The 24,651-nt window shown below is 44.3% G+C and carries 19 protein-coding genes and 1 pseudogene; 12 read left to right on the forward strand and 8 right to left on the reverse strand.

Going from position 1 to position 24,651, the window contains the following annotated elements:
* Window positions 1-97 precede the first annotated feature (97 nt).
* Complete coding sequence (locus C7R93_RS10660) at window positions 98-460, reverse strand: VOC family protein (RefSeq protein ID WP_106838781.1); 363 nt, start codon at window positions 458-460, stop codon at window positions 98-100.
* A gap of 121 nt (window positions 461-581) precedes the next feature.
* Here C7R93_RS10660 and C7R93_RS10665 point away from each other — a divergent pair.
* The 6 genes and pseudogenes from C7R93_RS10665 to C7R93_RS10700 all read left to right on the forward strand — a co-directional run.
* Window positions 582-1,148 (forward strand): annotated as a pseudogene (locus tag C7R93_RS10665) (AraC family transcriptional regulator); the annotation flags it as partial.
* A 558-nt stretch (window positions 1,149-1,706) separates the two neighbouring features.
* Complete coding sequence (locus tag C7R93_RS10670) at window positions 1,707-2,447, forward strand: LytR/AlgR family response regulator transcription factor (protein ID WP_106838782.1); 741 nt, start codon at window positions 1,707-1,709, stop codon at window positions 2,445-2,447.
* A 1-nt stretch (window position 2,448) separates the two neighbouring features.
* The gene (locus C7R93_RS10675) at window positions 2,449-3,720 is read left to right on the forward strand and encodes a sensor histidine kinase (protein WP_106838783.1); all 1,272 of its coding nucleotides are present in this window, start codon (window positions 2,449-2,451) and stop codon (window positions 3,718-3,720) included.
* Window positions 3,721-3,855: 135 nt separating this feature from the next.
* Window positions 3,856-5,910 (forward strand): serine hydrolase domain-containing protein, encoded by a 2,055-nt coding sequence (locus C7R93_RS10680; protein WP_106838784.1) that lies wholly within the window; start codon window positions 3,856-3,858, stop codon window positions 5,908-5,910.
* A gap of 1,177 nt (window positions 5,911-7,087) precedes the next feature.
* Window positions 7,088-7,996: a VanZ family protein gene (locus C7R93_RS10685; RefSeq protein ID WP_106838785.1), complete on the forward strand. Its 909-nt coding sequence runs from the start codon at window positions 7,088-7,090 to the stop codon at window positions 7,994-7,996.
* A 1,574-nt stretch (window positions 7,997-9,570) separates the two neighbouring features.
* Window positions 9,571-9,915 carry a helix-turn-helix domain-containing protein gene (locus tag C7R93_RS10700; protein WP_158264015.1) on the forward strand — a complete coding sequence of 115 codons (345 nt, stop codon included), beginning with the start codon at window positions 9,571-9,573 and terminating at the stop codon, window positions 9,913-9,915.
* Between the two features lie 50 nt (window positions 9,916-9,965).
* On the opposite strand, the gene C7R93_RS10705 is transcribed toward C7R93_RS10700, so the two are convergent.
* Complete coding sequence (locus C7R93_RS10705; protein ID WP_106838787.1) at window positions 9,966-10,448, reverse strand: YhjD family protein; 483 nt, start codon at window positions 10,446-10,448, stop codon at window positions 9,966-9,968.
* Window positions 10,445-11,683, reverse strand: a complete 1,239-nt coding sequence (locus C7R93_RS10710) for a DNA polymerase IV (RefSeq protein WP_167402452.1) — start codon at window positions 11,681-11,683, stop codon at window positions 10,445-10,447. Before C7R93_RS10710 ends, C7R93_RS10705 begins: the two co-directional genes overlap by 4 nt.
* A 755-nt stretch (window positions 11,684-12,438) precedes the next feature.
* Here C7R93_RS10710 and C7R93_RS10715 point away from each other — a divergent pair.
* The 4 genes from C7R93_RS10715 (at window position 12,439) to C7R93_RS10730 (ending at window position 17,107) form a co-directional block, all read left to right on the forward strand.
* A complete protein-coding gene (locus C7R93_RS10715) occupies window positions 12,439-12,789 on the forward strand; it encodes a YolD-like family protein (protein WP_106838789.1) in 351 nt (116 codons plus the stop codon).
* 281 nt (window positions 12,790-13,070) lie between these two features.
* Entirely contained in the window at window positions 13,071-13,352 is a 282-nt protein-coding gene (locus tag C7R93_RS10720) for a hypothetical protein (protein WP_106838790.1), read from the forward strand.
* 211 nt (window positions 13,353-13,563) lie between these two features.
* The gene (locus C7R93_RS10725; RefSeq protein ID WP_106838882.1) at window positions 13,564-15,402 is read left to right on the forward strand and encodes an ABC transporter ATP-binding protein; all 1,839 of its coding nucleotides are present in this window, start codon (window positions 13,564-13,566) and stop codon (window positions 15,400-15,402) included.
* Complete coding sequence (locus C7R93_RS10730; protein WP_106838883.1) at window positions 15,371-17,107, forward strand: ABC transporter ATP-binding protein; 1,737 nt, start codon at window positions 15,371-15,373, stop codon at window positions 17,105-17,107. Before C7R93_RS10725 ends, C7R93_RS10730 begins: the two co-directional genes overlap by 32 nt.
* A gap of 63 nt (window positions 17,108-17,170) precedes the next feature.
* Here C7R93_RS10730 and C7R93_RS10735 read toward each other — a convergent pair whose 3' ends face one another.
* Window positions 17,171-18,481 (reverse strand): MFS transporter, encoded by a 1,311-nt coding sequence (locus C7R93_RS10735; protein ID WP_106838791.1) that lies wholly within the window; start codon window positions 18,479-18,481, stop codon window positions 17,171-17,173.
* Window positions 18,482-18,701: 220 nt separating this feature from the next.
* On the opposite strand from C7R93_RS10735, the gene C7R93_RS10740 reads away from it, so the two are divergent.
* Window positions 18,702-20,300, forward strand: a complete 1,599-nt coding sequence (locus C7R93_RS10740; RefSeq protein ID WP_106838792.1) for an amidohydrolase — start codon at window positions 18,702-18,704, stop codon at window positions 20,298-20,300.
* A gap of 82 nt (window positions 20,301-20,382) precedes the next feature.
* Here C7R93_RS10740 and C7R93_RS10745 read toward each other — a convergent pair whose 3' ends face one another.
* Both C7R93_RS10745 and C7R93_RS10750 read right to left on the reverse strand, forming a co-directional pair.
* Window positions 20,383-20,862 (reverse strand): SRPBCC family protein, encoded by a 480-nt coding sequence (locus C7R93_RS10745; RefSeq protein ID WP_106838793.1) that lies wholly within the window; start codon window positions 20,860-20,862, stop codon window positions 20,383-20,385.
* A gap of 99 nt (window positions 20,863-20,961) precedes the next feature.
* On the reverse strand, window positions 20,962-21,858 hold the full coding sequence (locus C7R93_RS10750; RefSeq protein WP_106838794.1) for a DMT family transporter: 897 nt from the start codon (window positions 21,856-21,858) through the stop codon (window positions 20,962-20,964).
* 145 nt (window positions 21,859-22,003) lie between these two features.
* On the opposite strand from C7R93_RS10750, the gene C7R93_RS10755 reads away from it, so the two are divergent.
* Entirely contained in the window at window positions 22,004-22,882 is an 879-nt protein-coding gene (locus C7R93_RS10755; RefSeq protein WP_106838795.1) for a LysR family transcriptional regulator, read from the forward strand.
* A gap of 1 nt (window position 22,883) precedes the next feature.
* On the opposite strand, the gene C7R93_RS10760 is transcribed toward C7R93_RS10755, so the two are convergent.
* Both C7R93_RS10760 and C7R93_RS10765 read right to left on the reverse strand, forming a co-directional pair.
* Window positions 22,884-23,630, reverse strand: coding sequence for a YwaF family protein (locus tag C7R93_RS10760; RefSeq protein ID WP_106838796.1), 747 nt, complete (start codon window positions 23,628-23,630; stop codon window positions 22,884-22,886).
* A 362-nt stretch (window positions 23,631-23,992) separates the two neighbouring features.
* Window positions 23,993-24,502, reverse strand: coding sequence for a Gmad2 immunoglobulin-like domain-containing protein (locus tag C7R93_RS10765; protein ID WP_106838797.1), 510 nt, complete (start codon window positions 24,500-24,502; stop codon window positions 23,993-23,995).
* Window positions 24,503-24,651: the final 149 nt, after the last annotated feature.

Consider the following 24,651-nt stretch of genomic DNA (forward strand, 5'->3'; position numbering starts at 1 on the left):
TTTTTTGGCAATCATATGGAGGATGTCAGGGTTAAGGGAATGGCTGCCGGTGTAGTGTGGCGCAAGTGGATGGTCATGTGTGTATCTCCTTTTCCGCTTAACATTTGCTTACCATGATCAGATTGCCGTCGGGATCGCGGAAGTTGAACCAGTGACCATGCTGGATGGGAACGATGACTTCGACTCCACTCTCCTTGAGAAATGCATAAGAGGCTTCAATATCCTGTGTGTTGAAATGAAACAAAGGAGCATCGTCTGCGATGCGCATCGGAAAGATTTTGCTGTCTAAGACGAGCGTCAGTCCGTTTTGCAAGGAAATGCAATATATATGTCCGAACATAATCGCACCGTCCGTGGGAATGCCCAAGAGACGGCAGTACCAGTCGCGTGCGCGTTCGATGTCGCTGACTGCTACAAAAATGGATCCGATTTGGGGGAGCAGGGGGGAAGGGTTTGTCATTGTGATAGAGCTCCTTTCAATAGGCGTTTTTCATAAGGTGGACCCGTCATAATCGTGCACGAAATGTCGGATTGCCCGATTTGGCATTTGCTATTCTGAAGGGGAAAGAGAGGTCATTACCATGGATTTGCTTACAAAGCTGAATGAGGCTCTGGACTACATCGAAGACAATTTGACCAGCGAGATTGACTATAAAGAAATCGCCCGGGTAGCTTGCTGCTCCGAGTATCACTTCAAAAGGATGTTTTCTTTTCTCGCTGGTGTTCCGCTATCCGAGTACATCCGGCGCCGACGCATTACGCTTGCCGCTTTTGAGCTTGCGGACAGCAACGAGCGGGTCATTGACATTGCGATCAAATACGGATACGAATCGGCTGATTCTTTTGCCAGAGCTTTTCAGAATGTGCATGGAGTCACTCCGACAGAAGCCAGACACATCGGCCATTCCTTGAAGGCTTATCCACGAATGACCTTTCATCTATCCATAAAAGGAGGCAGTGCCATGAACTATCGTATGGAAGAAAAAGAGGCATTTCGCATTGTTGGTTTGAAAAAAAGAGTCCCGTTGATTTATCACGGGGTCAATCCGGAGATTGCAGCCATGTGGGCTTCGCTCGATATGGAGACGATTCATCAATGGAAATCGCTATCCGATGTCGAACCATTAGGACTGCTCAGCCCGGCGAGTCCGATACTGGCAGCGGCCAGGAGAATCATAGCTAACTTCATGTTGTTGTTCAACGTTTATCTTCCTTTCTTCTGCATATGCTAAACAGATCGTCATTTCATATCACGTGATCCGCTTGTATATTAATCGTACAGTGGTCAGAAAGATTTGGTAACAGACTTTGGTTTGAATAAGAACTGGACTTATGTTTAGGGAAAGCCTCCTCCTTTAAACTAGGGGCACATGATGAATCGAATCCTTGATGTTGGGAAATTAACCGTTTATTCGGTATACTCATAGAGTTATGCTATGAATTTCAATTTTGTAGGACTAAGAACGGGTGAATTTTTAATAGCAATATGATTAATAACGTTGTCTATAATCGGCTACTGATTTAACTTAACAGCGGGATAACTATATGCGCCATTAAACTAACGGGCAGCATTCATCACGTGAGAAGTGATTTAAGGGATTCAAATTTGCATTTCATCCGAAATCTATCTATATAATGTCAAACGGTTGTATCATGTTTATAATAGAGTTTTAGAATAAAGGTAATGGAACGAGGGAGCATCATTTATGTATAGAGTGGCTATTTGCGATGATGAGGAAAAACACAGAGAGTTTGTTAAAAGCATTCTAATGACTTTGTCGATAAAGGCAAATATTGAATTTGTAATCGAATCATTCGGCTCGGGAGAGCAGTTGGTATCTTATTATGAGTGCCATGAAACTCCATTCCACATTTTAATTTTGGACATTGAAATGGGTGGAATGAATGGAATTCAAACGGCCCGAAAAATAAGAGGGTTAAATAACCTGGATGAACAAATTATTTTTCTGACAAGTTACCCTAAATATATGGTGGAAAGTTTTGACGTCATGACATTCCAGTATTTGATAAAACCTATTGCACCTTCGATCTTGGAAGAGAAAATCATCAAGCTGCACCAATACTTTCAAGCACTTAATAAAAAGTATATGGTCATCAAGTCAGGCTATGAAGAAGTCGTATTAAAATATGATGAACTTATTAGTATTGAAGCTGCCAAAAGTTTAACCATAAAAAGCAAACTGCATTTTACGACCACGAACCAAACATATGAAAGCAAAGGCATCATTTCACATTATGCTATGGCCTTAAAAGACTGTAACTTTTTGCAAATCCATCGTTCCATCATTATTAACTTGCTTCATGTGAGGAAGTTTGCTAGCGGAGTTGTTCTAATGTCCAATGGGTTGGAATTACCCATAGGCCGTTCTAAAATTAAAGAGGTTAAAGATGTTTACACCAAATTTATGATTATGAGGGTCGATTGATATGATTCAAAATAATTTTCTTATTGTCTTTAGCATTGTATTTCTGATGGGTGTTCAAGTTAATTTTTTCTTCAACTCGATTTTTGATAAATCAGCTAAAAAACAAAATCGATTCATTTACTTCATTATCTTTGGGTTGCTCGATTACCTATATCTAGTTATTCCGGTCTCTCCTATTTCATCTTCGATTCTCACCTTGCTTATGATATTTAGTTTTGCGCAATCTTATAAAGTAGAATTTAAAACCAAGTTCACTTTTTCAATATTTTATGCTGTATTAATATCTCTCACTAATTTTATATCCCTTCATCTTTTTTATACCATAAATTCAGTTGACTTTAGATTTGATCCTGTAAATGAACAAGATCAAATAGCCAACACGAAAGCTATTTTACTCGGTTGTGTGATCATGTTTGCGATCATTCAGATCATACGACTAGTTGCAAAACGCAGAAGTTTATCTTTGGATAATCGTTACTACGTATTATTCTTGGTTGTTCCTATCGTAAGTATATACCAGCTGAATATTCTAACTTATAAGGACGTTTATTCTATCATTTCCGTTATTGGATTTCTTTTCTTAAACGTTATGATTGTCTATATTTTTGATAATATCGTTGATAAATTTCAATTCATGCATGAGAATACTCAGTTGCAACATCAGATGGACTATCAGGATGCAAATTATGAAAAAGTCGTTCACAGCTTCAAATCCATTAAAAGAATCATTCACGATACGAATCAACAGTTTTTGTATATTGAAGAGTGTATTAAGCGAAATGAGTTAGCAGCAGCCATGGAACATATTAAGACTACATTAAATAAAGTCGAGGGGGCCTATCACCGGGTGAATACGGGGAATCTGGTTATAGATGCTCTTGTCACGAATACGCTTAATATTGGACAAGCCAATGGCATAAGAATAGATACGAAGCTTAACTTATGTTCACAAGAAGTCCATATTGACCGTTATGACTTATGTGTTGTCATTGGAAACATGCTAGATAACGCAATAGAAGCTTCTAAAAAGTTGAAAATCGCAGAAGATAGGTACATGCTTATCAAAATACATTCTACCGAGTCTACCCTTCTCATTCACATCTTGAATCATATGGAGAATGAAGTTGCCCACTTATACAGCCACAAACCAAATCCGGAATTTCATGGTATTGGATTAACAAACATAGCTAGAATCTGCGACAAGTACGGTGGTCATATGACCATTGAAACGAAACATAACGTATTTCATAATATGGTCCTACTGCCATTTTAAAAGAACAATCCTTAGACAACATGTTGCTTAGGGATTGTTCTTTTCGTTTCAGGGTGATTTTTAATATAACGGCCTTCTTCCTTGTATGATGAATTCAGTAAGTCACATCTAGAAGAATACGAGGAGGAATTATTAATGAAGAAGATGGTTTCTGTATTCATGACCGCTAAACTTATTGCAACACCGGTCACCTCTGCTTTTGCTCTAGCGAATCATGATACTGTAAAAGAAAAGGCACAGGAGCTGGCTTCGAAGATCGTGTCCGATTATGGTGTAAGTGGATTGCAGTATGCAATTATGGATCATGGATCCATTGTTCTATCCGATAGCGCTGGTGTATACGATAAAGCGACCAAAAGTCCGATCACCAAAGACACGATGTTTGGAATCGGCTCGGTAAGTAAAACGTATGTGTCTGCTGCAACGATGATGCTAGCTGATTCTAATAAAATTGATATTGATAAACCGCTAACCACGTATATTAAGGACTTTAAAATGGCAGATGAACGATATAAAGAGATTACGCCGCGCATGTTGATGAATCATTCTTCAGGAATTTACGGTAGTTACTATGGGAATAGTCTATTGTTTGATGATAATGATACGAAAAATCATGATGAATTATTGGTCAAATTACAATCAGAACGCTTAAAGTCAAAACCCGGCGAGTTTTCGGTATATTGTAATAATGGTTTTCAGCTGCTTGAAATCTTGATTGAACGAGTGAGCGGTTTAAGTTATAGCGAATTTCTTGAAACCTATATTAGCAAGCCTCTTCATTTAACCTCTACCAAAACACTGCGTGATTCATTTGATAGAGACAAGCTCACAAAAACTTATTTTCCAGGGATCGACCAGGCTTTACCCATTGAGAATCCCAATCTCATTGGGACAGGAGGCATCTACTCCACGGCCGAAGAAGTAAGTAAGTTCGCTGAAGTATTAATCGGGAATCGAACGGATATTTTATCTGAGAAGTCAGCAAAGGCGATGCAAAGTCATGAGTATAGAAAAGGTGTGTGGGTTTCTGAAGAGACAAACACCATTAATTATGGTCTTGGTTGGGATGCCGTCCGTTTAGCGCCGTTTAGTGATTACGGAATAACCGCATTATTTAAAGGTGGAGATACGCTTATGTATCATGCTGCTTTGACTACCCTACCCGAACATAATATTTCTATAGCTGTGCTTTCATCGGGAGGGAGTTCTATCTACAATAGTATGCTTGCAACTAATGTTTTATTGGAATATGTAAGAGCCAAGGGCATCATTAAAGAGACCCTACCTGAAACAACATTTGCAGCTCCATTGAAAGTGGATATGCCATCGGATTTGACTGCTTACTCTGGATTATACGGTACCGTAGGTAAAACGGTAAATCTGGAGATAAAGAACGGAGAGATTGATTTACCCGCTCTAGCAAATGGATTGCTCCCGCCTCAAAAATATGTATATACGGGCAATGGACAATTCAAAAACAACGATGGGAATGTAACCCTGAGTTTTGACCAACCGAAGAATGGAAAAACCTATTTAAAACTTAACGCTAACATAAATATTCCAGGATTAGGTCAAACGGTTATGGTGATGTATGAATATCAAAAGTTAGATTCCAATTCTCTAAATCAGTCAATTAAAACGGTATGGAAAGAAAGGGATGGAAAAAATTACTACGCTTTGGATGAAAAGATAACTTCAGTCATGTATCTTACCAAAGCACTGTTGGCCAAAAATATATCCGTTGATATCAACCATGGATACGCATCCGGTACTAAAATTGTTGATAAGAATAAAGCAGTAAATGTAATTAATATTCCTATTATGAAGGGAAGAGATACTTTTGATTTGAATTTCTATAACGTGAACGGTGCAGAGCATTTAGTGATCGATGGACAATCCTATATCAGAGAAGATGCGATTCAACCGATTTATGAAGGGAATGATTCATTTTGCAACATACCATCCAATGGTCAGGCTGTATGGTATAAAATTGATGGAAAATCAGCCAATCGAGTCATGAACGTTGAGACTCCGGTAAGTGGGGGATTTGCCGTTTATGACAAGAATGGAATGCTTGTGAACTTTTCAAAGGCAACGAGCAATTATTCGGTAGTACTGCCTGAAGGTGGGATGATCGTTTTTGGTGGAAATAAGGGGGATGTATTCAAAATTAATTTGAAGAATAAATAGACTTGTAGCACATAAGATTGTTAATTACTAGTAAGGTTCTTGTCAACAGACAGTACCAATTATAACACGAATACTCATTCTCCGTAATCCTATTGCACATAATTATTATTTTGTGCAATAGGATTACGAAAAGCTAAAGAGACACTTTGCCCCCTCTTCATTTGTTGTCTGTTGACGTAAACATTACAGAATTGTTGACAAAAACATTCAATCTGAATGGATGTATCTATTGAAATTTTTAATAAGAGACGAAAATCTTATGGAGCAACGTCGCGCAAACGATAGATATGTTGATAAGTTTTTGTCAAAATCCGGTTATGTTGCAATGTTTATGTAAACAGACATTGGTGTAATTTGGGCTCTGACATACCTGGAATCTCTCTGCTATAGTTGAATATGGAAAATATACGGCTCTTTGTTTAGAATGCTTCCATGAAGGTCTGTCGCAAAATCCAGCTCCATCTTCACAATGATGAAGTCCTCCAGAACAAAGTTAGATGCTATTTCCAACGATACGAATCTAACCTACAATATTAGTATCTCACATTACGCATTTGTGTCATTGCACATCTAGTGACACATACAAGTATGCTTTTTGACAGGAACCATAACTTCAGCTACTCTCTTTGCGGGGCAATTTAACTATAGCTCGTAGTCCACATAATGTCTTTACGGCATACTACGAGAGACTGTAGAAGACCAAATGCCCAAGAGGAAAGCCATTGGATATATGTGTGGTAAGGTTGCAAAGATTATCCACAGTGTCCTGAAAACTGGTGTCCCTACGATCCCAAAAGACACACAGCAGCCTGTGGTGTCCCGTGGAATGAACAGTATAAGGAAAAACCTTTAGATATTGATGTGGAGCCTTTTGAAGCTGAAGCAAAAAAGCTTGTCGGAATCTCAGATGAATCAGACGAGATTGAGGTTGATGAAGAATAGTGCATCTCCTGTGCTATTCTTCTTGCCATTCAATATCTCAATGCTTTAATTTCGCCAAATAGCGCGTTTTTAACGAAAAATAGATCAATTTACAACAGAAAACCTAACGCTTTTTTTGTGTTAAGCACTACGCTACATTTGTTAAATGAAGGATGTGACTAACAGCTAATCACTAACGTATTCATTCAGAGTAAAATCATTCATATATAAATAAAGTTTTAAGGAGATTGAAATTATGGAACCGAAATCACGGAAAGTCATTTTAGCTGGTACCATATGCTATACGATTTTAATTTTATTTTTTATGTTCTTAGCGTTTAACAGGCTCGACGGTGCAACTAGTGTAGATGGATACACCTTTATCCTTGTTCCAGAAGGAGTACCACTTAAATTTCCAGAACTGAATTATTCATGGATTGTTGGTTTTGGAAACATTGCTGCTTTTATCCCTTTTGGAATATTATTTCCCCTGTTGTATCGTGTCAGATTTGGGAAGTTCATATCCTTGTTTGTCTTAGCGATTCTCGTTCTAGAAACCATTCAGGCCCTAACCTATCTTGGTAGCTTTGATATAAATGATGTGATATCCAATACAATAGGGGCAGCAATTGGTTATGTTGCCTATAGAGTTGGATTTTCTTCAAAAATTTCTTATAAAAAGCTCATGACTTCGGCTCTATCTATTGTTGTCCTTATAATTGGAGTTATGGTGGTCTCTGAAATCATCAAAAAAAGAGAAGGCCCTATTCAATCATTAACAGTTATGAAAGAAATGACAGGAACTACACCTATGACTGAGAAGCTCCCAAGTTTCACCGTAGCAGGTGAGCGAATAGAGCCGAAAATGAACATGTATAGCAGTGAAGGTGAATCAACCAAAACATACAACTATATTCTTGGGAACAAAGAAAATGTCTGGCTTTCTTTCTATTTCGGTATTCCCGACAATGTAAACTTTAAGGGTGAAGCCAAAATAATCGTAGATGGACAAGAAGTATATCAGTTAAACGAACAATCTTCTCAAGGAGCAGAGGCTTTACGGGAGTTGCCTTTTAACAAGGTAAACGAGCTGACCATTATCGTTTCCGGAAACGGTAAGCTGTGGGATGTTGGAATCCGCGGAATGCAACATTGGTGGGAGTAAAGAACAGTACATCCTGTATCATCATGAAGTCACTAAGTGGTGGGAAAATTACAGAAAATAAACGTAAAAACGGACTGTCATTCAGGTGGCAGTCCTTTATTTCATTGGAGGGTGTGAGCGCAGAGTGAGTAATTCTATTGACCGCATTTTAGAAAAGATTCAGGGAATTTGAGAAACACTAAACGGGGATTTACGTATTATCGGCGAGGAGTTTGAGTTCATTTTTTACAAATCTAACGATCCTGGCACCGAGATAGAGATGCTAAAATCGTTTGATTTACTATGTCAGCTATTTGTGTCAGTACAGCAGAGCCACGCTATTTCGAGACTTAGAATTTGGCAGCAGTCGCTGCACGATACTAAGCCCTCACAACGTCAATGAAAAAACACGCTATTCTTTCTATAAATCATAGGGGACTGACCCCCATATTCGATAACTTCCACCAATCCAGCGGAAAAGACAAAGTCTATCACCAAAAAGAAATTAATGGATATCCCCGGTGAGCAGGTACGGCCAGAGGAGTTCATTGCACATTATACAGTGACTGAATTCGAGCAATACCTAAACACTTAGTGCAGTATAGATCATTGAAAGAAGGTTTGTATCATAAGGAATTACCTGAATTCTCAGCTCTTATGAAGGACGTCATTTCACGCCTATCCAGTGGAAGAATATACAATTATCTTCCCTTGTGGTAAATCTGAATTTTCACCATGATTAAGCTGTACATAATTACAACTTATCAGAATCAGAAAAAAGAACACCTACTCATCATATTGAGAATTAGATGTTCTTTTGAGGAACTGACTTTCAATTTTAATATGTCTCTGTAATACGATTTAGCTAAGAGCCCAGAGCCTTGTTTCTGGGCTCTTAGCGTCAACCGATCATTTGCTCTAGTAACTCCGAGGCTAGCGTTCTCGAACCACTCAAACCCTTTACATACTTCAATGGCCCCTCACTCGACCATTCGATCCCCTTAAGTTTCTTAATATGACGTGCAGCTGCAGTAAGATCGACTTGTTTACGGGTTTCCTGTATGCAGGTAGCAAGAACTTGGGAACCTGCGATTGATAGGACATCTAAGCATACAATATGTGTTAAACGTTGGCCTTTATAGTCCATCCATTCTGAAGGGAACAACTCCTTCATTGAAGAGAAATAAAATGTGGCAAGAGAAAGCTTTTCCTCTTTTGTGAAAACACTTAGTTTTTGATTTTTAAACAACAAGCTTAATGTTCGGTATAAGTTTTGAAGTGTAATATGCCTGCTTTTGTTACGTTTGCCGAGGATACTTCCTTTATTATGGAAGGGGCTACCGCTCTGGATTAAGAGCTGTGTTGCAACCCAACTAAGTTCATCAGAATCTCTACGTAAATATTTACTTAATGAGGAGCCTATGCCTTTAGCTTTTGTATTAATCGTATCAAAAAGCTTAATCTCCTCATCTTCATCGAGATAATGAAAGGAAAGGAACGGGATGTTTAAATCCGAATTTGTTTCTTGGTTTTATATGCTATGAGTATATTTAATTGCCTACATGACTTGCCTACTCTTTAAGAGAGGTGGTTTTATGGCAGGGTTAATTAATCAAATCGGGAAACAAATACGTATTCTTCGAAAAAATCGTGGGCTTACACAAGAGCAATTAGGAGAGATAGTAAAATTGCCTCAGTCATATATCGGTGGTGTAGAGCGAGGGGAGAAGAACATTTCAATCGAGACCCGTGAGCGGTTCATTCTTGCTTTAAAGGTTAGCCCTTCTGAGGTATTTGGAACGGAACTGCCTTCTGATAAGGAAAAGATTCTGGACTTACTCAAAGTGTTACTTCAAAATCGTAGCTTAAAAGAAATAGAGATCATTTACAACCTATCCAAAGACGTGCTAAGCGCTTTTGATGCCAAAAGTGCTGATTAGACTGCTTCAAAAAAGTGGTCTTAAACCGACCACTTTCCGCAGCCGCTGGTCTAGTTATCGCTATTTCTGAACATATCAGAGACATATTTTGAAATTCGCATACTTATTTCTGCTCGTGCTACATCACGCACTATAGCGAAGGTATCCTCATAACCTCGACACACAAACCGATAGTACAGCGCGCTATCTATGCGTTCTTCTTGAAATACTTTAATGTTTTTTGCCTTCAGTTTTTTCCTGACCTCACTTAGATCCATATGGATTCGTGCCATCAATACTTGGGAAGCTTTGAGGTAAAGACTTTTCAATGAATAGGACGAGAGGCCGATTTCTGTACTGTTTTTATCGACTATTGTTAAGATCATCGGCAGAAGAACAGAATCCCTTATTAATTCAAGTTCTTCTTTGCTGGGCAACTCTGGTTTGACCGGCTCTTGGTGCTGATTCTTTCTGCTTAAATATTGTTCCCGGTGTTCTGGAAGCATCATTCGACTGGATTCCCATCGTCCATTATTTTGAAGTTTTTTACTCATCTATAGTGCCCTCCTATTTTCGCACTACGCTCTTGAGCTTGTGCTGCTCCCAATAAAGATGATGCGCGTAAAATCGCTGTGCTTCCGTAGCGATTCTTTATTTGATCTGTGGCACGTTCTAGCCTTCTGTACCTTTCTCTATTACCGAAGAAGGAAAGTTGGTACTCATCATCACGGCTCAACTTTGATACCACTACTCCAAGTTTTCGAACCGGTTGTTCATCCCAATGGATATAAAACAACTTCCGAGCTGCTTCAAACACCTCATTCGTGATATTGGTTGGATCGTCAATCGTGATTTGTCTAAAAAATCCGGTAGGTTTGTCAAAGTCAGCACCTTGAGCTCCTACGGATACCACTTTTCCCATGTAGCCTTTGGCACGACAACGGCGACAAACTTCTTCGCTTAACTCAAGCAGAATGACGTCGATATCCTCCTTTTGGGAATAGTCATGCGGCAAAGTCATTTGATGTCCAACAGCTTGTTGATGATCATGCGTGCCTGGTGTAACTGCGCTTGGGTCTATGCCGTTCGCAGTTTGCCAATACAATTCAGCTTGTATATCACTATTTTTACCCATAACAAGTTTCATTGTACGTTTGAAATCAACAAGCGGAAGTTTGGCTATATCGCCAATTGTCGCAATGCCTATTCGATTAAAGTGAGCCGTCATCCGTGAACCGACACCGAACATTTTGTTGATGGGCTGAGGCCATAACAGACTATCTATATCGCTTTTAGGAAGTGTGAAGATACCCGTTTCACTTTTTTTAGCCCATATGTCAGTTGCCATTTTCGCCAATATCTTTGTTGAACTTATACCCACCCTGATCCAGACGCCGGTAGACATCATTACCTTGACTTGTATTCGTTTTGCAATTTCTTCTGGAGATCCAAAATAAGAAAGCGATCCGGTCACATCCAAAAATTGCTCGTCAATTGAAAACGGCTCAACTAAGTCTGTAAAGGATTCAAAGATCTCAGTAATCATTAGTGATACATCGATATAAGTCTGCATGCGAGGACGTATAACGACCGCATCAGGACACTTAGCGAGAGCCTGACCCAATGTTTCTGCCGTAGTTATTCCAAACTTTTTGGCCACAGGACATGCTGCTAAGACGATGCCCGATCTTCTGGCCGGATCTCCGGCCACAATAACAGGACTATTGCGATATTCTGGACGTGCTGCCTTTTCAACAGATGCATAAAATGATTGGCAATCTGCCAACATTATTACGGGCACCACAATGACACCCCCAAATTAATGCGAAAATATGTTCTCGTTTTTATTATATACCGAATGTATGTTCGTGATACAAGGGTTAAATCATCCAGCTCAGGTATTTTTTCCACTCCAAAATTTTACTTCAAGCTTCTATACAACAATGGTCCCAGAACTCCTGAATAGAGTTCTGGGACCATTGTATGCAAAACCTTAGGTAAAAGAGGGGATTAACCCTATAAACGAGAATGTAGGCGCGGCTAAACACCAAGTAAGGGTGTCCCACTGCAAGGAATGGATGCGCGAATGCGTCGATTATGAGAGCTATTGTAACCATCGCAATGACGTCGGTTTAATCCGTGAATAAAGCTATCGCAGCAGGTGAAAAGATCAACATGAGCACACCGGTGTACTTAAAGTGCATATTAAGTTCTTGGACCAAACATGCCAAACTGGTTTATTCTTTAAGTTTGAATCCGGATACGATGAAGTTAACGCAATATCTCGATATGCTTGACTAAAATGATCCACCTGCTCCTGCACCGATCGGATAGTTTCCTTGTCCTGTTTCGATTGCTCATTGATTTTTTTTAACTCCATTTCACAGTAGTCAGCTCACGACGTCAGGGACATATGTATGTCGTCCACTATCGACGACGCGGGTATGTTCGAGAAGCGATTTATACGATTGAGGTATTGCGGGCAGAGTGTCAGGAGCTCGTCCATTTGTGGACCCGATATGATCAGCGAGGAGAGAACAAGCGATGAGGGAAAGACGCGTGTCCAAAAAGGAAAATGTATTCGTTGCCAGTCGGTTTGTGCTGCCGGAGCATCGCGAAATGTATTTGCGCATAAAAGAAGAAGAGCGTCGTTATGTACCACCCGAGCTGGATCAGGAGCAGCTCAGTGCCTTGAGCGAGCTGGTATGGCAGGCGTTCCAGACAGAGAGCATCCTGACGCTGACCTATTATGACGGGCGAGAGCCGCGACGTCTGTCCGCCCACGTTATCCATATTGATCAAGCAGCGCGAAGCCTCAAGCTTCGGGCAGGCTCCGAGATTCACTGGGTTCCTTTTGCCCGACTGCTGCATGTGGAGCTGGCAGCGAGCTTCTAAATCGAGGAAAGGCAGGTACATGATGGGGAGAGCACAAGAATAACTCAGGAAATAGACAAAAATAGGTCTCTTTTTCAAATGCAAGCGTCAAAAAACAGCGTGCCGCGTTGAAACGGTGTGTGCGAGGAAGATGTGAGATTCCTGAAACGAAAAGCGGTCAAAAACAACCGTTTTTCGTGTTTTTTTGGCTTACACGGATTTTGCCAGAAGGGAGGTTTCCTTGTATTGTTAGATTATCTTTTGAAGCATATATTTGACGGATAGAACAAAGGAGATTTTGCATGCTAGCACAAGAAATGGGTGTCATATTCACCAAGCACGCCGATCAAATTACTTCCAAGCGTTGGGGAGAATTCATGCAACAATTGGAGGAAAAAGGCCTGTACGTGCTCATTGAGACAGACACGATCGGAAGAGTGATGAGTCCATTGGGCGGATTGATGCCCATGCCGTGTAAAAGTGAGACGCTCCATATTGTGACAGCTGATGAGCTGGAGCAGCGCGGCTTGCCGCTCGGTCACCACATTGTAACGAAAGCGAAAGACAAAGTAGTCCAACCATAATCGAAAAAACCAACGTAACCTTTCCTGTAGGAGCTAGCCTCCAAGTGGGAAAGGTTTTTTGTTGTCCCGAAAAAAGAATACTCCGGCTAGGGGCAAGATCTATCCGGCAATCGGCGGTAGAGGGCAGGAGATCACATTATGATGAGGAGTAGGACAAAAGATGGAAGCAGGAGAGAGGAGAACAAGAATGACAATGGAGAGCAAAGCGGGGATGCAGCCCAAAAAAGGCGTGCGTCGCTTGCTAGAGATTGCGGATGAGAGGCGCGGATTGCTCGTCGTTTCGGCAATATTGTCTTCCTTGAGCGCAATTTGCATGCTGGTGCCTTATGCATCCGTCTACTTCATTTTGCGCGAACTGTTAACGCATGCCGCGTCTCCCGCTATGGCGGACGGGGCGTACATGATTCGGTGGGGAGCTATAGCGCTTTTGGGGCTTTTGGGAAGTCTGGTCATGATGTATGCAGGCGGGATGGTGTCTCATATCGCTGCGTTTCGCATTTTATACGGAATGCGGGTCAAATTGGCTTCGCATATCGGGCGTTTGCCGCTTGGCTGGCTGAACGGAACGTCTACCGGTGCAGTCAAAAAAACATTGGAGCAAAATGTGGAAAAGGTTGAGACGTTTGTCGCGCATCAGCTTCCGGATTTGGTGCATGTAGTCGTGACGACGGTGCTCATGATCGGCGTGATGTTTTACTTGAACGTCTGGTTGGCGCTTGCCTGCGTCGTGCCGATCCTACTGGGACTGATTGTGCAAATCATCACCTTTTCCGGGACGAAAACGAAAGAAAATATCAAGAGGTACTACGATTCGCTAGAACGGATGAACGGATCTGCCGTCCAGTATGTACGCGGAATGCCCGCGATCAAGGTATTCGGGCAGACGGTTCATTCTTTTCGTCGCTTTTATGCAGACATGATCACCTATCGGGACTATTGCGTCAAGCATACCGATGATTTTCAAAACGGATTTTTGGTGTTCAAGGTGATCCTGGGTTCATTTGCGGCCTTCATTCTCCCGGTAGGGGTGTTCATGCTGAGTCAAGACCCGCAAAATGTCGCGTTTGCTTCTGTTCTGCTCTTTTTTCTCGTAATGGCGCCAGGTGTATCTGCACCGATGTTTAAGCTCTTGTTTTTAACCTCTACCCTGCGTGACATCGGCGAGGGGGTGGAGCGCATGGATCGGATTTTGGCAGAGCAACCTGTTGCCGAACCGCTTAGCTCCCAGCGTCCACAAAGCTTTGATGTCGCGTTTGAAAACGTCTCTTTTTCTTATGCAGCAGAGGGAAAAGCAGGAGGAGAGGCACTTTCTCGCATATCCTTTTTAGCGAAGCACGGGCAGGTGACAGCTCTGGTCGGACCGTCTGGTGCAGGGAAGTCTACGGTAGCGAATCTCATTCCGAGATTTTGGGATGTTTCGGAGGGAGCGATTCGCATTGGCAATGTAGATATTCGGGAGCTGTCGAGCACCGATTTGATGAACACCGTAGCTTTCGTCTTTCAGGATACGTTTTTGTTTTACGACACGGTTTACAACAACATTGCCATCGGATTGCCAGATGCAACGCCAGAGGCAGTCTATGCAGCGGCGAAGGCAGCCCAATGCCATGATTTTATTCAAAAGCTTCCGCAAGGCTATGACACCCTGATCGGAGAAGGGGGAGTCTACTTGTCTGGGGGAGAAGAGCAACGTGTGGCTGTCGCACGGGCGATCCTGAAAAACGCACCGATTCTTGTCCTTGACGAAGCAACCGCCTTTGCTGATCCTGAAAATGAGTATGAGATGCAATTGGCTTTGGCAGAGCTGATGAAGGGCAAAACCGTTATTGTCATTGCGCATCGCCTGTCAACGATTCGAGATGCAGATCAAATTTTGGTGCTGGAAAGAGGGAAGCTGATCGAACAAGGTAGGCATCAATCATTGGTAGAGGCGAATGGACTCTATGCCCGGATGTGGAAGGCTTATACCGATGCGCAGGATTGGCAAATGGGCGAAGGAAAGGGGAGTGTGGATGCAGATGAGTATACTGAACAATATCACAGCAGGTAAACCGCGGGCGCTGATCAAACCCGTTATTTACACGACACTTGCCAACCTTGCGCAAATATTGCCGTTTGCCTTCCTGGTGGAGGCTGCCCGATTGATTTTTGAACCGTTTGCCCAGCCAGGTGCCCCATTGAACATTGAGCGACTCTGGTGGGTATGCGGATGGATGGTCGTCTCGTTGCTCCTTTTGTTTGTATGCGAAATTCCAGCGTACCGTTCACAGTTTCGCGGCGCCTACAGCACGGCTGCCGAGGGGCGAACCAAGCTCGCAGAGCACCTTCGCAAGCTGTCACTCGGCTACTTGAACAAAAGAGACCCAGGGGATTTGGCTAATATGATGATGGGAGACTTTACGATGGTGGAGCACGGGATTTCCCATCTCGTACCACAAATGATGGGGGCGATCATCATGCCCGTCATGGCGATTGTAGGTCTTTCTTTCGTGGATTGGCGCATGGCACTGGCCTTGTTCGCTGCGTTTCCTATTGCGATTCTCTTGGTGCTGATGACATCAGGATTGCAGCGCAGGCTCGGAGCGACACATATGCGAGCCAAAATTGACGCTGCTAATCGCTTGCAGGAATATTTGAACGGTATCCGCGTCATCAAGGCGTACAATCTGACAGGTGAACGCTTTGTACGGCTGGAGCGATCCTTTCGCGAGTTCATGCGGCAGAGCATACGGATCGAAGGCTTGCTGGGACCGATTGTGCTGGCCGCCATTGCTTTTATCCGGGCTGGCCTCACACTCATGGTGATGGTCGGCGTGTATTTGCTCATAGCGGGTAGCATAGACCTAATCACGTTTGTCATGTTCCTGCTGGTTGGGACACGTATCTTTGATCCATTGACAGCGGCACTCGTCAACTATGCTGAATTCCGTTACCACGAACAGGCTGGGGAGCGGATTGTCCAGTTACTGACGGAGCCGATTATGACAGGCGAGCAGCAACCGCCTGCGGAAAACGACGTGAAGCTCGAAGGCGTCTCTTTTGGCTATATCGAAAAGAATGTCCTGCACAACGTGAGCATGCACATGCCAGTCGGTTCGTTTACAGCGTTGGTCGGGCCATCCGGCAGTGGAAAAAGCACCGTGATGCGGCTGATTGCCAGATTTTATGACCCGTGTCAAGGCACTGTTCAGCTGGGGAATCAACCACTTGTCCACATGGACCCGGAAGCACTCCTCTCCCGCGTGTCGATGGTGTTCCAGGACGTGTATTTATTCCAGGACACGATCTCAAACAATATTCGCTTCGGAAATAGGGATGCGACACAAGCTGAGATCGAGGAGGCGGCCAAACAAGCGTGCTGCCATGATTTCATCATGAAGCTGCCCGATGGCTACGATACGCTCGTAGGGGAAGGGGGAAGCACGCTATCAGGCGGGGAGAAACAGCGGATTTCCATTGCCCGAGCGATCTTGAAAAATGCCCCGATCATTCTCTTGGATGAAGCAACAGCCTCACTAGACCCCGAAAATGAGGCGCAAATTCAGAAAGCAATCGATACGCTTATCGAGGGAAGAACGGTTATTGCCATTGCTCATCGCCTGAAAACCATCCGTAATGCTGACAACATCTACGTGTTGGAAAATGGCACGGTCGTCGAACAGGGACAGCATGATGAGCTTGTGATGAAAAACGGTTTGTATGCACGGCTGTGGAAGCTGCAGCAAACGACAGGTGGCTGGAGACTGTCTTCATAACTCAGAGACAAAACCCGCTAGGTAGTCAGCCGAAGCGGGTTTTGTCATGGGTGCACTTCTTGTTTAGTTGTCTGCTTTTTTAGCAGCAGGGACGTGACGAAATAGCTTGGTCATGCACGCCCACGCGATAAGTGGACCGATTCCAATGCACAGGATCAACCAATTCAGCGTATGAGGAGAGACGCTCAAGGACGTTACTAACAGAAAGATCAGGATCCCCACGAGCCGACCAACGTCCAGAGCGAACTCTCGCAGCACGACATACTCGACCCGATTGCGTGCGCTCTCTTCGTTGGTGCCAATCAGATCAAAAATTGTGGAGAGCATGGGTACAGAATACAGTGGATAAGCGATAGACACGGCAATTCCGAAAATAAGCAGTGTCGTGAAGCTCACCTGCCAAAAAAACACAAGGAGAATGCCCCACATGATGACAGCGCCAGCGAGCATTCCCCACTTGCGATAGCGAGGAGCGAACCATTTGGCGATCAGGAAGTAGCTCACAAGCCCGACGGCGGATGTAGTCAGCCAGTAGTTACCTAGAGTCATCTCGCTTCTTGTGGATATGTAGACGAGTAGACCGATCACGAAACCGAACACGCCTTCACGAAGTCCTTGACCAGCCAAAGCTCCTGCCGCCCAACGCCACTCGCGCTCCTCTCGCAAGCAACGCAAGGAAAAGCTCCAGGAATACGTCCCTTCCGATTGGCGTTTTTTCAGAAAAAAGCTGATGAACACGCCGACGACAAATAGCGCAAGAGAGATTCCGAAAATAAGGGAGTAGCCGCTATTGCCCGGGAGCCGCGTAATGAGCAAGCCTGATATCCATGGAGCGAGCATGCCGCCGATGGAAGCAAGCAACCCTGCCCAACCGTTGAAAAGGTCGCGATTGTCGGCATTCGTGATTTCGAAGTATACCACATTGAAGGAAAGCCAGAAAAATCCATTCGCCATGCCTTGTACGAGACCAAGCGGTACGGCATAAGAGACAGCTTTGGGACCCGCCAGAAGAACGAGCAAATAAAAAAGGGCAGAAACCGCCATTCCAGCACGCAGGACATTCATTTTATTCAAATGCTTGACATACCAGCCAGCAAGCCAGAAGGTAAGAGCACCCGCGAGATGTGCGGCAAAAGTAAACCAGGCGATCGGTGCAAATTGACTTTTTACCTTCCACAAATAGACGTTTACAAACGTACCAGAAAGGGCGCCAGCGGCAATGAATACAGCGTTGACCAGGAGCAGCAGCTTAGCTTGATTGTCTAGACGACCTGATTGCTTTTGATGAGAAGGCTCGTGGCGCGACATTTTCAGACCAGTGGACTCCTGCATTTGAAGGAAGGGTGGAAGGCGTTTTTTTGTTTTTTGTTGCATACGTTCCCTCCGCGCAAAAATAGGACATGAACATAACGTGCCCCACCGCTGCTGCTTTCAACAGGGAAGTGATTAAACACCATGTTTTTCCAAAAGAAAAGCGGAGATCGCAATTTTTCGAACGTTATTTCTTTTTAGGGAGGAAAACGACTAACGGCAAACAAATTAAGAGAGGATAGGCATGCGAAAATACAGAAGCGAATAGAAAAGAGGTCACGAGATGGCGACAACCATTTTCAGGAATGGACGCATTTACACAGGAGATTCCAGGCATTTGTTCGTACAAGCGCTGGTCGTTCGGGATGGAATTGTCCATGACTTAGGCAGTGATGCGGACATGCTTCTTCAATACGGAGGCAGTGATGCAACAGTCATTGATCTGCAAGGATGTACCGCTACGCCAGGACTGATTGACAGTCATCTGCACTTGGGGTGGCTCGGCCTCACCTTTATGCAGCTGGATTTAAGTAAAGCTCGCTCCAAGGACGAGATGCTGTTTCTTTTAAAAGAGAAAGCGCAAGCCACACCTGAACATTCGTGGATTCAGGGCTACGGCTGGGATGAGAATTTGTTCGCGGATAGTGGCGGCATCCCTACCATCGAAGAGCTTGATCAAGCTGCCACGCATTGCCCGATTCTTCTGGCACGTATATGTGGACATGCGAATCTGGTCAACAGCAAAGCATTGGAGCTATGTGGCTATCATCGTGACATGGAGGTGCCAGCGGGGGGAGTCATTGTCCATGATCCTGTGAGCGGAAAGCCAACGGGCATGTTGTTGGAAACAGCCTCCAACCTGATTACGAAGCATATTCCGAGGCCCGACTACGATCAGCTAAAGCAAAGCCTGCGCAGCTCGATTCACTATGCAATGGCGCATGGATTGACAGGAGCACATACGGAGGATTTGCGTGAATTGGGCGGACTAGCGCAAACGTATCGGCTCTATGATGAGCTCATCAATGGCGAAGAGCTTGCGCTGCGCAGCAACCTGCTTGTCTACTATCCGCATATGCATGAGCTGCGGGACTTAAACATGACGGCAGGTTACGGCAACGCTCATGTGCAAATTGGTGCGGTGAAAATATTTGCAGACGGAGCATTGGGACGCAGGACGGCTTACCTGTCTGCACCGTACGCTGATGATCCGAGCACCAGCGGTTATCCCGTGCATGAGCAAGACGAGCTGACAGAGCTGGTTCGACAAGCACGTGGACTCGGGATGCCAATTGCCGTACACACCATTGGCGACAAAGCACTGGAAATGGTGCTGGACAGCTTGGATCAGTTCCCGGCAGTCGCCTATCGGGATCGCCTCATACACACACAAATCTTGCGGCCAGACCTGCTGGAGCGCTTGAAGCATCCTCATCGAATCGCAGATATCCAACCGCGTTTTCTCGCCGGAGACTTCCCGTGGGTGATGGATCGGGTAGGACAGGAGCGGATTCAACACTCGTACATCTGGAAAACGATGATGGAATACGGAATCATTTGTGCTGCGGGCTCGGACACACCGGTAGAACCAATCGATCCTCTGTTGGGAATACACGCAGCGGTCACGCGCAAAGCACCGGGAGAAACACACGATGGATACTTCCCGCAAGAAAAGCTGACGATGGAGGAAGCGATTCATCTCTTTACGTTGGGCAGTGCACAGGTAACGAACGAGGATCATGTCAAAGGTACGCTGTCTCGCGGAAAATATGCGGATATGACCGTCTATTCCAAAGACCTGTTTACCATCGATCCAGACGAACTGCTCGCGACAAAGATCATGATGACAGTCATTGGCGGAAAAGTATGCTACACGTCTTGAAAACATAATCCGAAAATCATAACAGCGGCTGCCCTGGACAAGAAAAATAAAGTCCTAGACTACCGCTGTTTTATTGAACGATTTACTTTTCAGACATACTTGCCAGAAGTTCCTCAAGACGGTCCATGGTCTGTTCGGCACCTGGGACGGCATATGTTTTCACCTTATCGAATACAGCGGGAGTTTCTTCAAAAACTGTGCGATAGGTGAGTTTGGTCTTACCATCCAGATCTTCAAAGATGGCTGTCGCTAGAAAATGAGGAAACACAGCATGTTTGAAGACGATTCGCTCGAGTTTGACGACCTCGACAATGACGTTGGTGTTGGGAAAATCAACGCCATCCGGACCGTGCATGATAAACTCCCAAGTACCGCCCGGGTTCATATCAAACTTCTGAAAAGTCGACGTAAAACCTCGAGGCCCCCACCACTTCGATAGGTTTTCCTCTTTCGTCCAAGCATCAAATAGAAGGTCGCGTGGAGCATCCAATACGCGGGTGATGACAATCTCGCATTCACCTACTTGCGTTGCGATTTTGTTTGTTGCGTTGTTTTGGTTCATGTTCATCCCTCCAAATTCATTTTTTCAATCATAGCAAATCAATTATTGATAGATTTCTTTCAGATTGCTCTCTTGCATAACCGATACAAAAAACCCGGCTCAGGATAAGTGAGTCGGGTTTTTTGTCAGCTGCTTTCCACGCAGCAAGCTCTTCACATCGATTTCAGCAATCAGCACGCTAATCAAAACGAGACCTGCGCCTATGTACCCGCGAACAGACAGCGTTTCACCTGTGACCAAGAAGGCAAATAGGGCAGCAAAGACTGGCTCCAAAGAAAAAATAACACCCGTGTGCGTGGCGGTCGTATATTTTTGGGCAACCGTTTGTACGACAAAACCAATTGCGCTGCACAATACGCTAAGAGCGAGCACGGCGATCCACGCCTCTGTAGTCTGCGGCAATGTGGGAGTCTCCAGCGCAAACGAAAAAATAATGCCCAACAGTGCCGTAAAGCCAAGCTGGTAAATCCCCAACTGAATCGTATCTGATTGAGTGGCCCAACGGCCTGTTACAGTGATATGTGTAGCATAAAAGAGGGCGCCAGCAATGCACAAAAGATCACCTTGGCTGATGCGAAATTCAGCGCTTAGTGTGAGCAGTCCGATGCCGATTATCGCCAATCCAGCTCCGACAAAGACTCTTTTTTCAGGCCGGTTTCTCAAAAGAATAGATAAGAGCGGAACAAAGATAACGGTCAAACTAACGAGAAAGCCTGCCTGGGAAGCCGTCGTTGATTTCACTCCGTTCGTAATAGTTGCAAAAACCCCGAAAAGGAGCGAACCGAGTACGAATGCATGGAGCAATGTTTTCCGATTCGTGCCACGCAAGCGTTTATGGAACAAGGCGGCTGCCAGTACAAAAGCAATGCCAAAACGGATGCCGATCAGATTGAAAGTCTCCAAATCCTTCAATCCCATTTGCATAAACACATACGAGGTTCCCCAAAACAGGGTGACCAAAATCATAGCCAAATCGGCTTTCACTTGCGGTTTCATGATGGGATGAGCCTCCTTGCCCGGGAAAAAGCGGGTCCTAATCAATGTTGCGCCATAAACAGTATACGAGTATCGTTTAAATAAGAAAAATGAATGTTTGTGATGTTTTTCATGAATCGGATTCATGCAAAGGAGACGAGAAAAGGTGAGTTTGAACAAGTTTGAGGTCTTTATCACCGTTATTGAGTCGGGGAGCTTAACCAAAGCTGGAGAAATACTCGGTCTGACACAATCAGCGATTAGTCATGCGATTGCGAGTCTGGAGCGGGAATATGGGTTTTCACTTTTGACCAGAGGACGATCGGGTATTAGCCTCACGAGTAATGGGGAGCGACTGCTACCGTACATGCGTGAGACCTTGCGCTGTCATGAGCGGATGAAACAAGAGGTGTTTGCTATCAACGGGTTGGAGGTCGGGACAGTGAGAATAGGAACGTTCACGAGTGTCTCCACGCAATGGCTTCCCGGAATCCTCAAACGGTTTCAAGATCAGTATCCGGCAATCGAGATTAAACTGATGGAAGGGTATTACGATGGAATTGAGAGCTGGATTCAAACCGGAGAGATTGATTTCGGCTTTGTCTCCTTACCGACAACGGAGGATTTGGAATGTATGCCATTAAAAAAGGATCAAATGTATCTGCTGGTGACAGAGGAACACCCGCTCTATGGAGAGGAGCGGGTGCATGTGAGTCGATTGGCCGAAGAGACATTTATTATGCCGAAGACGGGCTGTGACAATGATATACAGCGCTTGCTAGCCCAGTATCAGATCGTGCCGCGAATCAAATATGAAGTGGGAGATGATCACGCGATTATTGCTATGGTGCAAAATGGGCTCGGGATCAGCATTCTCCCGGAAATGATTTTGTTCCGCTTGCCTGCAAATATTCGGATGATCCCGCTTGAAGGGGAGCATTACCGGTCGCTGGGGGTGGCAGCAACCTCTTTTGCTAAGCAGTCACCGGCTGCCAAACGTTTTTTGCAGTTTGTAACGGAATGGGTAAATGAGCAGCAGACGTGATTCAGACAGACAAATCGCCCCTGGCTTCCTGCGGCTGTGGCTGTTTTCGGACAAAGGGCAGGTATAACAAGAAAAACAACGCGAGCGCTACTCCTTCCAACGAAACGATATACCACGGATATGGGCCCAAAAAGTCAATCAGACTGGGATTGTCCGGTTTGCGCGAGACAAATAAGTAATTTCCTCCCGTCCATTGGTTTACGAAAAGGGCGACGAGCAGGAGTAGGTTTAAAAAGCCCATCGTTTTCCAAATCGAACGGACAGTCGGACGGCAGCCTTCTACCCACGTCATGTACAGGCAAGCAAGGACGATTCCTGCGTGGGCTACAAAAAAATGCACAAAGCGAAAATGCGGAAATGGATAAAACAACTCGGGTGTAAGCAATGCCTGCATGGCGCCACCAATCCCGGCAAAAAACGTAATCTCATATAGCCCGTAGCTTCTCGTCATCAGCATCATGGCAGAAAGAAGGAGCGTTACGCTACACAGCTGCAAGGGCAAAGTGTAAGCAGCGGTCCAGCTCTCGGTATAAACATGCCATAGCTGATAACAGACCTCTGACAAAAGTAAGACACCCGCGAGTACGTAACGTGTGGCGAGCCGATTTGCCGGGGCTTGGAGCTTTTTCCGAAAGAAATAGGTGAGCACGACCAGACAGAGCACAATGATTAAGGTGATCAGGTGGGAAAAGGAAAACAGCCGAAACGGCTCCCCTGCTAGGGCAAGTGAAAAATAGGGTGAGGTCATGATGGTCTCCTCTTTGTTTATTATTTTTTATATTTGAAAATTCACGAAATTTTAACAGATGGTTATTTGTCTGATATAAATCTTTGGTTATAATATAAATAGACTACGTTACATCATTGAGAGGAGATATAGTCTTGAACTTAGTGCTCACGGAAAAACAATGCAAGTCTTGCCAGGTTCGCTTGACCGAGTATGAAATCGAGAACAATGGTGCACTTTGCATGGAATGCTTCAAGGAAGAACAAGGCGAGTAAAAGTCACAGCAAAGCATACGGCAACTGACTGTCTACTGCTATCTAATAATAGACCCTTTCAATCAGACCCTCTCTTTTAATAGAGAGGGTCTGATTTTTTAGCAAACGTTATTCAGGGAGCGGAATGATGAGTTCCATTCTTCGGCTGCCGTCTTTCATGCTTGTTTCAAACAAGATCAGTGTCAGTGTGCTGTTCGGCTCCGCTTTTTTCACTTTCAGTGTATGGGTAAAATCTCCCCAATCAGGAGCAGCTGTCGTAGCCTGAACGAATCCTTGCGCCAGCTCGTTATGTCCATCTTCTACGACATAATTGAGTACAGCTTCGAACACGCGCGCCTGTCCTTTGATTTCAAACGTGTCCTGGGCGGTTTTCTTCACAGTGACATTGCGGAAAATGTCATTGGCATAGACAGTCTCTTGTTGTTCAGGTTGTTCCGTTGTTGGCTTTTCAGCCGTTGTAGGTGGTTGCGTGGTTACGGGTGGCTCAGAAGCAGGTGTCTCGGGCTCGGTTGCAACGGGTGGCTTCTGTTGTTCTGTTGAAGTAGAAGGGCTATCTGTGCCACTCGTGCATCCTTGTAGCAAGCCGATCGTCAACAACAGCAAAAGCATTCTTTTCATGATATCCCTCGATTCTGTCTGGTATGAAATGGTACCTACAAATAGTAAGACGTAAAAACAAATGAGAGTGTTACAGGTGGATAGGTCTTCCTGCGTCAAACTGTGGTAGAATGGAGAGGAAGTAGCAACCACTATTCCTAGAAGGCTGG

Origin of the sequence: Brevibacillus fortis (assembly GCF_003013395.1) — a bacterium.
Taxonomy (GTDB): Bacteria; Bacillota; Bacilli; order Brevibacillales; family Brevibacillaceae; genus Brevibacillus; species Brevibacillus fortis.